General features: G+C 72.2%; 11 protein-coding genes. 5 read left to right on the forward strand and 6 right to left on the reverse strand.

Going from position 1 to position 12557, the window contains the following annotated elements; translation table 11 throughout:
• Positions 1-34: 34 nt before the first annotated feature.
• Positions 35-619, reverse strand: coding sequence for an isochorismatase family protein (locus ACH34R_RS12630; protein WP_397561564.1), 585 nt, complete (start codon positions 617-619; stop codon positions 35-37).
• 136 nt (positions 620-755) lie between these two features.
• Here ACH34R_RS12630 and ACH34R_RS12635 point away from each other — a divergent pair, with 136 nt between their 5' ends.
• Positions 756-1418, forward strand: a complete 663-nt coding sequence (locus tag ACH34R_RS12635; protein WP_397561565.1) for a TetR/AcrR family transcriptional regulator — start codon at positions 756-758, stop codon at positions 1416-1418.
• A gap of 11 nt (positions 1419-1429) precedes the next feature.
• Here the strand turns inward: ACH34R_RS12635 and ACH34R_RS12640 are convergent, their stop codons facing one another.
• Positions 1430-2080: a response regulator gene (locus tag ACH34R_RS12640; protein ID WP_397561566.1), complete on the reverse strand. Its 651-nt coding sequence runs from the start codon at positions 2078-2080 to the stop codon at positions 1430-1432.
• Positions 2077-3186: a sensor histidine kinase gene (locus ACH34R_RS12645; RefSeq protein ID WP_397561567.1), complete on the reverse strand. Its 1110-nt coding sequence runs from the start codon at positions 3184-3186 to the stop codon at positions 2077-2079. The genes ACH34R_RS12640 and ACH34R_RS12645 overlap by 4 nt, the downstream gene beginning before the upstream one ends.
• A gap of 111 nt (positions 3187-3297) precedes the next feature.
• Between ACH34R_RS12645 and ACH34R_RS12650 the strand changes: the two genes are divergently transcribed.
• A complete protein-coding gene (locus ACH34R_RS12650; RefSeq protein ID WP_397561568.1) occupies positions 3298-4242 on the forward strand; it encodes an ABC transporter ATP-binding protein in 945 nt (314 codons plus the stop codon).
• Complete coding sequence (locus ACH34R_RS12655) at positions 4239-5003, forward strand: ABC transporter permease (protein ID WP_397561569.1); 765 nt, start codon at positions 4239-4241, stop codon at positions 5001-5003. The genes ACH34R_RS12650 and ACH34R_RS12655 overlap by 4 nt, the downstream gene beginning before the upstream one ends.
• 22 nt (positions 5004-5025) lie before the next feature.
• On the opposite strand, the gene ACH34R_RS12660 is transcribed toward ACH34R_RS12655, so the two are convergent.
• A complete protein-coding gene (locus tag ACH34R_RS12660) occupies positions 5026-5961 on the reverse strand; it encodes a nucleoside hydrolase (protein ID WP_397561570.1) in 936 nt (311 codons plus the stop codon).
• Between the two features lie 381 nt (positions 5962-6342).
• Between ACH34R_RS12660 and ACH34R_RS12665 the strand changes: the two genes are divergently transcribed.
• Entirely contained in the window at positions 6343-8856 is a 2514-nt protein-coding gene (locus ACH34R_RS12665) for a PEP/pyruvate-binding domain-containing protein (RefSeq protein ID WP_397561571.1), read from the forward strand.
• 18 nt (positions 8857-8874) lie between these two features.
• On the opposite strand, the gene ACH34R_RS12670 is transcribed toward ACH34R_RS12665, so the two are convergent.
• Complete coding sequence (locus ACH34R_RS12670) at positions 8875-10494, reverse strand: DHA2 family efflux MFS transporter permease subunit (protein WP_397561572.1); 1620 nt, start codon at positions 10492-10494, stop codon at positions 8875-8877.
• A 276-nt stretch (positions 10495-10770) separates the two neighbouring features.
• Positions 10771-11187 (reverse strand): hypothetical protein, encoded by a 417-nt coding sequence (locus tag ACH34R_RS12675; protein ID WP_397561573.1) that lies wholly within the window; start codon positions 11185-11187, stop codon positions 10771-10773.
• Positions 11188-11352: 165 nt separating this feature from the next.
• On the opposite strand from ACH34R_RS12675, the gene ACH34R_RS12680 reads away from it, so the two are divergent.
• A complete protein-coding gene (locus ACH34R_RS12680) occupies positions 11353-12528 on the forward strand; it encodes an acyl-CoA dehydrogenase family protein (RefSeq protein ID WP_397561574.1) in 1176 nt (391 codons plus the stop codon).
• Positions 12529-12557 lie beyond the last annotated feature (29 nt).

Raw genomic sequence — 12557 nt, forward strand, 5'->3', positions numbered from 1 at the left:
TCCTGTGGGGGATGGTGCGAAGAGTGCCCGGCCGTCAGGCGGGGATGAGCGATCCGACGATGGGGATGAGCGCCTGGCCGGCGGGCGAGGTCCAGGTGCCGGCCAGTTCGGTGAGGATCATGTTGGTGGAGGCGATACCCGCTCCGGCCAGTTCCATCCGGCGCAGCGCGATGTCGTCGGCGGACTTGGTCATCGAGCCTCCGGCGTCGGCCACGACCTGCACCCGGTAGCCGGAGTCGAGTGCGGTCAGCGTCGGGTAGACGGTGCAGACGTCGTTGGTCACCCCGGCGATGATCAGGTTGGTGCGGCCGGTGGCCTTCACCGCGGCGGCGAAGGCCGGGTCGTCCATGGCGTTCACGACGCCCGACCGGCGGATGCGCCCGGCGTACTCCTCGGGGGCGATCTCGGCGAACTGCGGCAGCAGCGGCCCCTGCGCGTGGTCCTCCATGGAGGTGGTGAGCACCAATGGGATGTCGAGCGCCTTGGCGGCCTTGGCCAGCGCGAACGCGTTGGCGGTGACCTCCTTCAGGTCGGCCGAGCCCACCCAGCTCAGCACGCCTTCCTGGTGGTCGATGAGCAGGATCGCCGAGTCGGCGGGGGTGAAGAAGGAGAGCGCCATGGCGATGGCCCCTTTTCTGGCGGTCGATGCCGCCCTGGTTTTCCGGACTATTTGCTCCGGATAACGTGGCCGACCACCGGCTCCATTCCCGGGACGCGGATATCGTTGGGAAGAACTTCGCTGTGAGGGAGGACCCATGGCGCGCGAACCGGTGGAGGGCGGCGGGCGCCGCCGCCGTACCCGGTGGGACGCCGAGGCCAACCGGGAGCGGCTGCTGGCCGCCGCCGTCACGGTGATGCTCCGCGAAGGCCGCCACGCCCCGCTGCGGACCATCGCCGAGGAGGCGGGCGTCGGCATCGCCACCTTCTACCGCAAGTACGCCGACCGCGACGCGCTCATGCAGGCCCTGGAACACCGCGCCTACGACCTGCTGGTCGGCATCCTGGAGGAGATCGCCGCGCGGCGGTGCTCCGGCCGCGAGGCGATCGGCGAGTACCTGGCCCGCTGCCTGGCGGTGGCCGACCAGTTGGTCCTGCCGCTGCACGGCGCGCCGCCGCTGGTGACCAACGAGGCGGTACACGCGCGCCGGACGATCTACGGCCACCTGGACGCCTTCCTCGATCGCGGCCGGGCCGACGGCAGCGTCCGGGCCACGGCGAACGCCACGGACCTGATCGTCTTCACCTCGCTCCTCACCCAGCCCCTGGCGCACGGACCGGACTGGCCGCGCGCGGCCGAGCGGCAGCTCGCCCTGTTCCTGAACGCGCTGACCATCGAGGGCCCCACCGGCCTGCCCGGCCCGGCGATCGAGCGCACCGACATCGAGAGCGCCTTCGCCCGGCACGCCGCCGGCGACTGATCCGGCGGGCGTCAGTCCAGGACGTTCTCGTGCAGGGCGCGCAGCACGGCGTTGGTGCGGTCGCGGGCGCCGAGCTTGAGCAGGACGGTGGAGACGTGGTTCTTGACCGTGCCCTCGGCCAGGAACAGCGCCTGCGCGATCTCCCGGTTGCTGTAGCCCTCGGCGACCAGCCGCAGCACTTCGAGTTCCCGTTCGGTGAGCCGCTGGACCGGAGGAAGGTCCTCCCCGGCCGGGCCCCCGCGGCGGTGGACGGCGCGCAGCAGCCGGTCGGTGATCGAGGGGGAGATCAGCGTCCCCCCGGCGGCGATGGTGCGGATCGCCCGGGTCAGCCGTTCCAGCGTCACGTCCTTGAGCAGGTAGCCGCAGGCCCCCGCGCGGATCGCGTCCAGGACGAGGGTGTCGTTGTCGAACGTGGTGAGCACGAGCACCGGCGGCGCGCCCGAGGCGCGCTCGCGCAGCGCGTCGAGGGTCCAGATGCCGTCGTGGCGGGGCATTCGCAGGTCGAGCAGCACGACGTCGGGGGCGTGCTCGCCGACCGCGGCCAGCGCCGCCATGCCGTCGTCGGCCTCCCCCACCACCTGGATGTCGTCGGTCAGGTCCAGCAGGCTGCGGATGCCCTGCCGGACGAGGGTCTGGTCATCGACCACGAGTACGCGGATCACGGGGCGGGCATCCTCGCGGTGAGGCGGAATCCGGCGCTGCCGTCGAGCCGTACGTCTCCGCCCAGCGCGTGGACCCGCTCGGTCAGGCCGCGCAGGCCGTTGCCGGGGACGACGCCGGGGCAGCCCCGGCCGTCGTCGGCGGCGGTGAGCCGTACGGTGTGGTCCGGCGCGGTCTCGATCCGGATGCGCAGCGAGGTCGCGTCGGCGTGCCGGATGGTGTTGGTCACGATCTCCTGCACCACGCGGACGAGCGTCGCGGTCAGCTCCTCGCCGGCCTGCACGTCGTCGCCGATCGAGATGCCGATGTCCAGGCCGGGGATGCCGCGCACCACGGAGGTCAGCGACTCGCGGAGGTCGGGGGCATCGGCGCGCAGCCGTCCGACGGTGGTGCGTACGTCGCCGAGCAGTTCCCTGGCCACCTGGTCGGCGCGCTCGATGTGCGGGCGGGCGCCGTCGCCGTCGCGGTGCCGGGCGACTTCGAGTTCGAGGGTGAGCACGGTGAGCTGGTGCCCGATGAGGTCGTGCAGTTCCCTGGCGATCCGCAGCCGCTCACCGGCGCGGGTGGCGTCGGCCAGGATGACGCTCGCCGCGCGCAACTCGACGTGCGCCTCGGCGAGTTCGCGGCGCATCCGCCGCTCGCGGATGATCGCGATGGAGCTGAGCACGGTGGACGCCTGGATCAGCGCGTAGAGCAGCGTTCCGGTGAGGACCACGCCGCCCGTCGCGCCCGCCCGGCCCAGCGCCACGGCGATCACGGCGGTGTTGGCCGCGATCACCGCCGCGCCCGCCCAGGGCGGGACGACGTACGCGCCGATGGCGGCGACGACGACCAGCAGGATCGGCAGCCACCCGGCCTCCGGCGCGGTCAGGACCGTGCTCCACCCGAGGACGACGGCCAGGCCGTACGCGATCCGCGCCCGCCGGGGGTGACGCTCCTCGGCGGAGGCGGCGACCAGCAACGCGGCGAGCAACGCGACGTAGATCGCGATCCACAGCGGCGGCGGCACCAGCGTCTCGGCGACCCCGAAGAGGGTCGGCGCGCCCACGGCGACGCACCCCAGAAGGATGGCCAGCCCCGCCCAGGCATCCAGCCTGATTTGCCGCATGTCGCCACCATACGGGCGTTCGTCGCGCGGCGGGTGTGCCGAAAGTCATGGCCGCGCGCCCTGACGATCGGCACAGGCAGGGGCGGCGGGGCCGCCCCTAGCGTCGGTCCCATGCCTGGAACCACACCTACCTTCGCAGTGGAGGCGGACCGCCTGAGCAAGCGGTACCGCTCGACCGTCGCCGTGGACGAGGTCACCCTGCCGGTCGCCGCCGGTGAGATCTTCGGCATCCTCGGGCGCAACGGGGCGGGCAAGACGACCGCCGTCGAACTGATCGCCGGGCTGCGGCGGCCCGACCGTGGCACGGTACGCGTGCTCGGCCTGGACCCGCGCCGCGACCGGGCCCGGGTGCGGCAGGTGCTCGGTGTGCAGTTGCAGAACAGCCACCTGCACTCCGCGCTCACCGTGACCGAGCTGGTCCGCCTGTACCGGACCTTCTACCGCGCCCCGGTGCCCACCGCCGAGCTGATCGAATCGGTCGGCCTGACCGGCTCCCGCGATACCCGCTTCGACACGCTCTCCGGAGGGCAGCAACAGCGGCTGTCGGTCGCGCTGGCCCTGGTGGGGCGGCCCCGGGTGGTGATCCTCGACGAACTCACCACCGGCCTGGACCCGGAGGCGCGCCGCCAGATCTGGACGACCGTCGAGGGCCTGCGCGCGTCCGGCGTGACCGTGCTGCTGGTCAGCCATGCCATGGAGGAGGTGGAACGGCTCTGCGACCGGGTGGCGCTGCTGGAGGCGGGACGGATCGTCGCGCTGGACTCCCCGGCAGGGCTGGTACGGCGGGCCGGGCTCGCCCAGCGGGTGACCTTCCGGGCCGCCGCCCCGATCCCCGAGGGCCTGCTGGAAGGGCTCGCCGAGGTCGAGCGGGTGCGGGCCGAGTCCGGCCGGGTCGTCGTCGAAGGCCACGGCGACCTGCTCCAGGCCGTGAGCGTGGCGCTGGTGCGGGCCGGTGTCGTGGTCACCGAGACGCGCGGCGAGCGGGCCACCCTGGACGACGCCTTCGTCGCCCTCACCGGGCGGCGGATCACCAACGACGAGGAGGCTCCGCGATGACGGACACCGCCGTCTACCGCCCCGGACCGCGTTCCTGGGCCGAACTGCTGGTCTGCGAGGCCAAGATGGTGATCCGCGACACCGCGGGCCTCGTCGTGCCGATCGCCCTGCCCATGATCATCCTCGTGATGAACGCCTCGTCGGCGGGACGCGCCGTGGTCGCGCCCGGCCGTACCGCGCTGGACGTGTACGTGCTGCCGCTGGTGTTCACCATGGTCCTGGCCACGACCGGCATCGTGAACACGCCGAGCTTCCTGGCCTATTACCGCACGAGCGGGATCCTGCGGCGGCTCGCGATGACACCGGCCTCACCGGCGATGGTCCTGGTCGCCCAGTTGGCCGTGGGAGTGCTCCAGGTGTCCGTCGGCATCGCGGCGGCGTGGACGCTGGCGGCGCTGGCGTTCGGGGCGAAGCCGCCGCCGAACGTGGGCGCGGCGATCGGGGTGCTGGCGCTGGCCGCGCTGGCGATGTACGCGACCGGCATGGTCGTGGCCGCGCTCGCCCCCACGCCGAACTCCGCGGTCGCCATCGGGCTGATCCTGTTCTTCGCGGTGGGCGCGCTCGGCGGCATGTTCGGCGACCGCGGCAGCCTGCCGGACGCGCTGGCGGCGATCGGCGACCGGCTGCCGTTCGGCGCCGCCGTACAGGCCCTGTCGGCCGTCTGGAGCGGCGGCGCCGTCGAACCCGCCCAACTGCTCCCCCTGTTGGTGAGCGTGGTGTGCGGCGTCGTCATCGCGTCGATCTTCTTCCGCTGGGAGTAGCGGCTCGCCCTGAGCGCCCGGGTCAGCCGGTCAGCACGGCCAGGCAGTGCTTGTAGAAGTGGTCCGGGTCCACCGTGCGGGCGCACTTGACGGGGCGGCCGGTGTCGTCCCTGACCGTACGGCCCTGACCGTGGCCGGTGGTGATCACCCGGCACCGCACGGTCTCGAACTCGAACATGCCGGGAGCGGCCAGGTAGGAGGTGGTGAGGGTGTCCCAGCCGCAGTACGGCATGCCGGTGGTCTCCAGGGTGCCGAAGGTCATCGCGAGCAGTGTCCCGGCGAGGTCGCTGACCGGGTCGCCGTAGTGCCCGCCGAACGCGCGGGCGAACTCGCCGGTGATCGGCACCAGATCGGTGACGTCCAGGGGGAACATGGTGACGGGCACGCCGCTGTCGAAGACGCGCTGTGCGGCGTCGGGGTCCCAGTAGATGTTCCACTCGGCCGAACCGTCGTGTCCCGGCTGATCGACATTGCCCGGTACGTCGAGGGCGCCGCCCATGAACACGACCTCGGCGATCTTGGACTCGACCTCTGGACACCGATCCAGACACCAGGCCAGATTGGTCATGGGCCCGGTCGCCAGCACCGTGACCGGCGCCTCCGCCGCCAGCAGCCAGGCGGCGAGCTGCCGGTGCGCGGGCAGTCCGGCCGGCTCGCCGGCAAGCGGCCCCGGCCGGTTGAGCACCGGCAGCGCGTCCATCCGAAGGGCGTCGATCCGCCACTCCAGCGGGAAGGGGTTACGGCCCGGAAGCTCCCCTGTCGCCACGGGCACCCCGGTCAACCCGGTCATCCCGAGCACCTTGCGGGTGACCGACACGGCGGGGACGGGCAGGCAGTCGGCGGGCGTGACGGCCACGCCGCGCAACGCGACGTTGTCGTACCGGGTGAGCAGCAGCAGGGCCAGAATGTCATCCAGCCCGCCATCATGGTCGTGAATCACCGCCCGGACGCCGCTCACAACTGCCCGCCTTCACGGGTCCGCTGTCGGGCGATTCTGCTGAATACCAATAAATGCACCATTAACGAAACATGCACCGGGCGATATCGATCGTCAACGGCCCCACCCGAACAACGGCCCCCAAGGATGGGCGTCAGACGGGGGTCCGGGCGGTGGCGGTGAGGGTCGGCGGCGGCAGGAGATCGCCGAGACGCGCGGCACGATCGAACCGGTCATGTCGCGCATGGCCATCGAGCGCGGCGACCTCGGCCGGGAGGCCCGGGTGCGCGCCGCCCACCACCGCCGCCGGCCCGACGACCTCGTGAACCGGCGACTTGCGCTCAACCCGGGTTGAGGATGCACCGTGTCACCACCAGCGCCTAGCGAAGGAGTAATGATCAGGTGGGTGCCACGGAACTCCGCGATCTGGTGACGCTCGGGGAGCTGACCGGCGCGGACGTCGGCCGGGCCGGAAGCAAGGCGGTGAACCTGGCCGCCATGCTCGGCAAGGGCTTCAGCGTCCCGGACGGGTTCGTCATCACCACGGCCGCCTACGACCGCGTCCGCCCTCAGACGGGGAAGGCGGCCCGGTCCATGCGCGAGGCGATCCTCGCCACGGACCTGCCCGAGGACCTGGTCCGGGCCGTCGCGGACGCCTATGGCGCGCTGGCGGAAGGCGGGGACGCCGTGGTCGCGGTGCGCTCGTCGTCGCCGAGCGAGGACCTGGCCGACGCGAGCTTCGCCGGGCAGTACGACACGTCGCTGAACGTCAGCGGCCTCCAAGCCGTCCTGGCCGCGGTCCGGGGCTGCTGGGCCTCGCTCTGGTCGGACCGCGCGGACCGGTACCGGATCGCCCACGGCGTGGACGGGCGGGAGGCCACCATCGCGGTCATCGTCCAGCGCATGGTGGACGCCAGGGCGGCCGGTGTCCTGCACACCTTGAATCCGGTGACGGGCCGCAGGTCCGAGATGGTCGTCGAGGCGGTGAAGGGCGTCGGCGAGGCGGTGGTCTCCGGCACGGTCGTACCCGACCAGTACGTACTCGGCGAGACCGGTCCGGAACCGACCGGCTCCGGCTGCCTGGAACCGGCCGACCTGCGGCGGCTGCGCGAGGTCGGGTCGGCGTTGCAGCAGGCGTTCGGCGGCCCGCAGGACGTCGAGTGGGCGATCGACGCCGCCGACCGGCTGTGGCTGACCCAGACCAGGCCCATCACCACCGCCTTCCCGGTGCCGGAGCCGGCGGACGGGCGGCTGCGGGCGTACTGGTCGGTCAACGTCTACCAGGGGCTGGCGCAGCCGCTCACCCCGATGGGCTCGCTGATGATCAGGCAGCGGCAGCGCGGCATGAGCGCGTACCTGACCGGGATCGGCTTCTCACCGGAGATCATCGACGTCTCCGGCTGGCTGTACTGGGACATCACCGAAGGCGTGATCGACGACGCCAAGCGGCCGTCCATGGTGTCGTTCGCCGATGATCTCGCCGCGCCGTCCGGCCAGATCATCGCCGCGCTGGCCGCGGACCCCCGGTTCGCTCCCGAACGGCCGGCGGGCCGCCGTTCCGGCCCGCCCGCGCCCGCCAGGCGCCGGGGGCGGATCGCCGCCGCCTGGCTGTTCCCCCGGACGGCGCGGGAGCGGGTACGCCGGCGCGCGGAACAGCACGTCCGCGCCCTGACCGGCCCGGCGCACGCCACCGCCGCCGAACGGCTGCGCTGGGTCGAGGCGCACCACCGCACGATCTGCCGCATCGAGGCCGATCTCCCCCGCGCGGCCAACACGGCGGGCGGGCTGGCCCAGCGGCTCGCCGCCAGGCTGCTCGACGGGATCGCGAGCGCCGAGGAGATCAACGCCTGCTTCCGCGGCGTGCCCGCCAACCCGACGACGGAGATGGACCTGCGGCTGTGGCGGCTGGCGATGTCGGCCAAGGCCGATCCCCGGTCGCTGGCCGCCCTGTCCGAGCAAGAGCCGTGGCACCTCGCGCAGTCGTACCGGCGCGGCGAGTTGCCGGACGTGCTGTCGGACGGCGTGCGCGGCTTCCTGGCCCGCTACGGCTGCCGGGTCGCGGCGGAGATGGACCTGGGGCTGCCCCGCTGGGCCGACGACCCGGCGCCCGTCTTCCGGACGCTGATCAGCTACGTCCACGCGGCGGACACCGGCTTCGACGCGGCGGCCGAGTTCGCCGCCGCCCGGCGCGAGGCGCGCGCCAAGGTCGCCGAGCTGGTGCGCCGGGTGCCGGTACGGCGGGCCGGCGTCCGCCTGGCCGCGGGCTTCCTGCTCCGGGCCGCCCGGGAGCTGCGTGGCCTGCGCGAACTGCCCAAGTACTACCTGATGCGCGGATACCAGGAGCTGCGCCGCCAGCTCCTGCCGGCCGGGGACGATCTCGTCCGGGACGGCGTCCTGGACCGGGCGGACGACGTGATGTTCCTGGACCTGGACGAGATCCGCGCGGCGCTGCGGGGTGGCGACGGCTTCCGTGCCACGGTCGCCGAGCGCCGCGCGATCTACGAGCGGGAGCTGAAGCGACGCCAGGTGCCCGCCGTCGTCCTGTCCGACGGCACCGCCCCCGAGTACCGGCCGGTCGAGACCGGCGACGACGCCCTCCTGCGCGGCCTCGCCGGGGCGTCCGGGCTCGCGTCCGGGCCGGCCAGGGTGGTCTTCGATCCGGACACGGCCCGGATCGCGCCGGGCGAGGTGCTGGTGTGCCCTTCGACGGACCCGGGCTGGACCCCGCTGTTCCTGAACGCCGCCGCCATCGTCACCGAGACGGGCGGGATGATCTCCCACGGTACGACGGTCGCCCGTGAGTACGGCATCCCGGCCGTCGTGGGGGCGGCGGGTGCCACCACGCGCATCCAGGACGGCCAGGTCATCACGGTCGACGGCTCGCGCGGCACGGTCACGCTCGGCGAGCGCGGCTGATGGAACGCAAGGGCCCGGTCAGTCCCGCGGCCTGCCGGGCGGGCCGAACATGAGGCAGAACAGCGCGGCGATCACCAGGGCCACGGCGCACGCCACGAACGCGGTCTGCATCGCGGTGACGAAACCGGTGGCGAACGTGTCGGCGGTGACGCGTCCGTACAGGCCGGCCGTGGCGGCGTCCAGGCCGCCCGGGGGTGTGGGCGGGCGGTAGTGCCGCGCGGCGGCGGCGCTGTCGTCGACGAACCGCGCGCGCAGGTGCGCGGGCAGCGCCCCGGCGCGCTTCTCGGCCTCCTCGCGCAGGGCCGAGGCGAGCCGGGCCGCCAGCAGCGCGCCCAGTACGGCGGTGCCGAGGACGCCTCCGACCTGCCGGATCGTACTGGAGACCCCGGACGCCGCCCCGGCCAGCCGGGGATCGAGGCCGTCCATGGTGGCCTGCTGGAGCGGCGCGAACGTCGCGCCGCTGGCGACCCCGATGATCAGCAGGCCGGGCAGCAGGCTCCACGCGTCGGTGTCCGGCCCGGCCATGACGGCCAGCACCAGCAGGCCGGTGGCCAGCAGCGCGAGGCCGGTCATCAGGATGTACTTGCCGCCGAACCGGTCGGAAAGCCGCCCGGCGTACGCCGAGCCGACCGCGGTGAGCACGGCGTTCGGCAGCACCACCAGGCCGGTTTCCAGGGCCGAGTACCCGCGCGCCATCTGCAGGTACAGCACCAGCACGAACATGATGCCGATCATGCCGAGCTGGAAGACGAACCCGACCCAGTTGCCGACCGCGAAGTTGCGCACGCCGAACAGGGCGAGCGGCATCAGCGGCTCGTCCCGCCGGCGGCGCTGCGACAGGACGAACACCACCAGCAGCGCCACGCCCGCGGCGATGACCGAGGGGATGCCGATCGGCCCGGCGATGGTGCCCCAGCCGTAGCGTTCCCCCTCGATCAGGCCGAACACGATGCCGCCCACCCCGGCGGTGGCCAGCGCGACGCCGGGCAGGTCGAGCCGGTGGGCGCGGCCGGAGCGCATCGGCGGCGCGAAGGTCAGCGCCAGCACGACGGTGATGATCCCGATCGGGACGTTGATGAAGAAGATCCAGCGCCAGCTCAGGTGGGCGAGCAGGAAGCCGCCGAGGACCGGGCCGAGGATCGGGGCGAAGCCGACGATCGCCCCGAACACCCCGAACGCCCGGCCCCGCTGGCGCGCCGGGAAGATAGTCAGGATGGACGAGATGACCTGCGGGAACAGCAGCGCGCCGCCCAGTCCCTGGAGCAGCCTGGCGGCCAGGAGCCAGGACGGCGACCCGGCCAGCCCGCACAGCGCCGAGGCGGCGGTGAAGGTGATGATGCCGATCACGTAGAGGCGGCGGTATCCGAAGATGTCCCCCAGCCGCCCGGTGGTGATCAGCGGCACCGAGAAGACGAGCAGGTAGCCGTCGATGATCCAGAGCACCTGGTCGTAGGAGGCGTCGATGCCGTGGATCAGTGTGGGGACGGCGACGTTGACGATGGATCCGTCGAGCAGGGCCATGAAGAAGCCGATGCACATGATCGCGAGGACCGGCCACGGACGCCGCGTGACCGGTGGCTCGGCGGATTCGAGTTCCGCGTGGTTTTCAGGGTGGTTTTCTGGCTTGATTTCCGGCACTCTGGAGACCTCCCCGCGGGAAACGCCTGCCGGGTGGTGTCGCGGAACAGAGCCGCGGAGGGTCGGAAAAGAAGGGCCGACACACGTCGCCACCAGCACAGGACAGTCGTTTCCCAAATGTGGTGAGCGACTTCCACCCTCCCCGTGTCATCGGGACGCGGGGGAAGCCGGTCGGCGAGGCGGTGAGCCCAACGGTGAGAAGCCGGTGGCAGCCTAACACAGCGGGCCGCCATGATCACCCGGTATCGGCCCCGGCGCGTACGCCGGGGCGATGGTTCAGCAGGTGATCGTGGCGGTGGTGTCCACAGTGATGTGATCGACGCCCTTGTCGCCGTACAGGGAGGCGAAGACCGAGCCCTGGTACTTCCCGCTGACGCACGGCACGGTGCTGCCGGCGGTGTGGGTCTTGGCCGCGCCCCGCTTCTCGCCGACCCACTCCTTGTACGGCGCGTCATGGTGCGGCGTCAGCCAGACCATCAGCCAGGTCACGTTGGCCGACGAGGTGGGCGGGCACTTCGCACCGCCGGTGAAGCCGACCTTGCCGTTGATGACACGTGGTGCGTCGAAGAACAGCTCGCACTCCGGATAGGACTCCGACACCGGGGCGGCATTCGCCACTCCGCCCGGCAATATGGTCAGCAGGCCGGCGGCGATCGACGCGGCAAGCATGGTGGATTTACGGATGCTTCGCATGGGCTCTCCAATCCGGGCCGGATGCCCGTACGCACGACGGTCTTGTTGTCGAAAGAAAAAGTCAACCTTTCAATCATTTTGTCCATGATCTCGGTCGCGTAAAACGGGGTATGCCTTCCAGCGAATCCACCTCACAGCGGTGTTCACGAACAGGAGCATCCGGACATGAGCGAACCCCCGCGACTTCACACCGCCGGCACCGCCGCGCTGGACCGGGCGCGCGAGCTGCGCCCGCTGATCGAGAGCGAGGCGGCGGCGGGCGAGATGATGGGCAGGCTCACCACCCCGGTCGTGGAGGCACTGCTAGACACCGGACTTTTCGGCATATGGGTGCCCGTACCGCTCGGCGGTGCCGAGTTGTCCCCCCGTGAGCTGATCGCCGTCTTCGAGGAGCTCTCCTACGCCGACCCCTCGACCGGCTGGGTGGTCATGGCCTCCGCGCTGGAGAGCGGCACGGCCGGCGCCTACCTCGGCGACGAGGCCGTAGAGCGGATGTTCAAGGGCCCACGGACGCCGATCTTCGCAGGCCAGGGCACCCGGCCGGGCACCGCCGTACGCGAGGACGGCGGGTTCCGGCTCAGCGGCCGGTGGAGCTTCGCCTCGGGCATGCCGCACGCCCAGTACGTCCACAGCCTCGGCGCCATCGAGGGCGCCGGCGAGACCCGCATCTTCATCACCCCGATCGACGACGTCACGATGCTCGGCAACTGGGACGCCCTCGGCCTGCGCGCGACCGGCAGCATCGACTACGCCATCGACGGCGCTTTCGTACCGGAGTCCCAGACGCACGTCTTCGACCGGAACGAGCCGCTGCGCGGCGGCGCGATCTACCGGCTGGGCATCCTCGACCTGGCGCTGATCGGCCACTCCGCCTGGGCGCTCGGCATCGGCCGCCGGCTGCTCGACGAGCTGATCCGGCACGCCGGGGCACGGGCCGGACGGCCCGGCCAGATCGCCGGCAGCGACGCCTTCCACGCCGACTTCGCCCGCGCCGAGGCGGCCTACCGCGCCGCGCGCGCCCTGATCCACGAGACCTGGGACGACACCGAACGCACCCTGGACTCGGGCCGCAGGCTCGACGTCCGCCAGGAGACGATGGTCCGGCTCGCCCTCAACCACGCCACCTCGACCGTCGCCCAGGTCGCCCGGTTCGTCTACACCTCCGGCGGCACCTCCGCCTTACGCGACGGGCTGATCCAGCGCCTGTTCAGGGACGCCCACGCCGGCGCCGCCCACATCACCTCGGGCCCGCGCTTCCTCCAGGAGTGTGGCCGCGAACTCGCCGGCCTGGCCCCGGGCGAATCCTGGCAGGTATTCGAGCTGCAACCATCGGCGACTTAATTGCTTGTTTTGTACCGCAAAAAACCGGG

Source organism: Spongiactinospora sp. 9N601 (assembly GCF_044326295.1).
In the GTDB taxonomy this organism is placed as follows: Bacteria; Actinomycetota; Actinomycetes; order Streptosporangiales; family Streptosporangiaceae; genus Spongiactinospora; species Spongiactinospora gelatinilytica.

Bases quoted from the DNA above. Each gene is read 5' to 3' on its own strand.
- ACH34R_RS12635 (WP_397561565.1), top strand. From the start codon at position 756: ATGGCGCGCGAACCGGTGGAGGGCGGCGGGCGCCGCCGCCGTACCCGG.
- ACH34R_RS12645 (WP_397561567.1), bottom strand. From the start codon at position 3,186: ATGCGGCAAATCAGGCTGGATGCCTGGGCGGGGCTGGCCATCCTTCTG.
- ACH34R_RS12650 (WP_397561568.1), top strand. From the start codon at position 3,298: ATGCCTGGAACCACACCTACCTTCGCAGTGGAGGCGGACCGCCTGAGC.
- ACH34R_RS12675 (WP_397561573.1), bottom strand. From the start codon at position 11,187: ATGCGAAGCATCCGTAAATCCACCATGCTTGCCGCGTCGATCGCCGCC.
- ACH34R_RS12630 (WP_397561564.1), bottom strand. From the start codon at position 619: ATGGCGCTCTCCTTCTTCACCCCCGCCGACTCGGCGATCCTGCTCATC.
- ACH34R_RS12655 (WP_397561569.1), top strand. From the start codon at position 4,239: ATGACGGACACCGCCGTCTACCGCCCCGGACCGCGTTCCTGGGCCGAA.
- ACH34R_RS12680 (WP_397561574.1), top strand. From the start codon at position 11,353: ATGAGCGAACCCCCGCGACTTCACACCGCCGGCACCGCCGCGCTGGAC.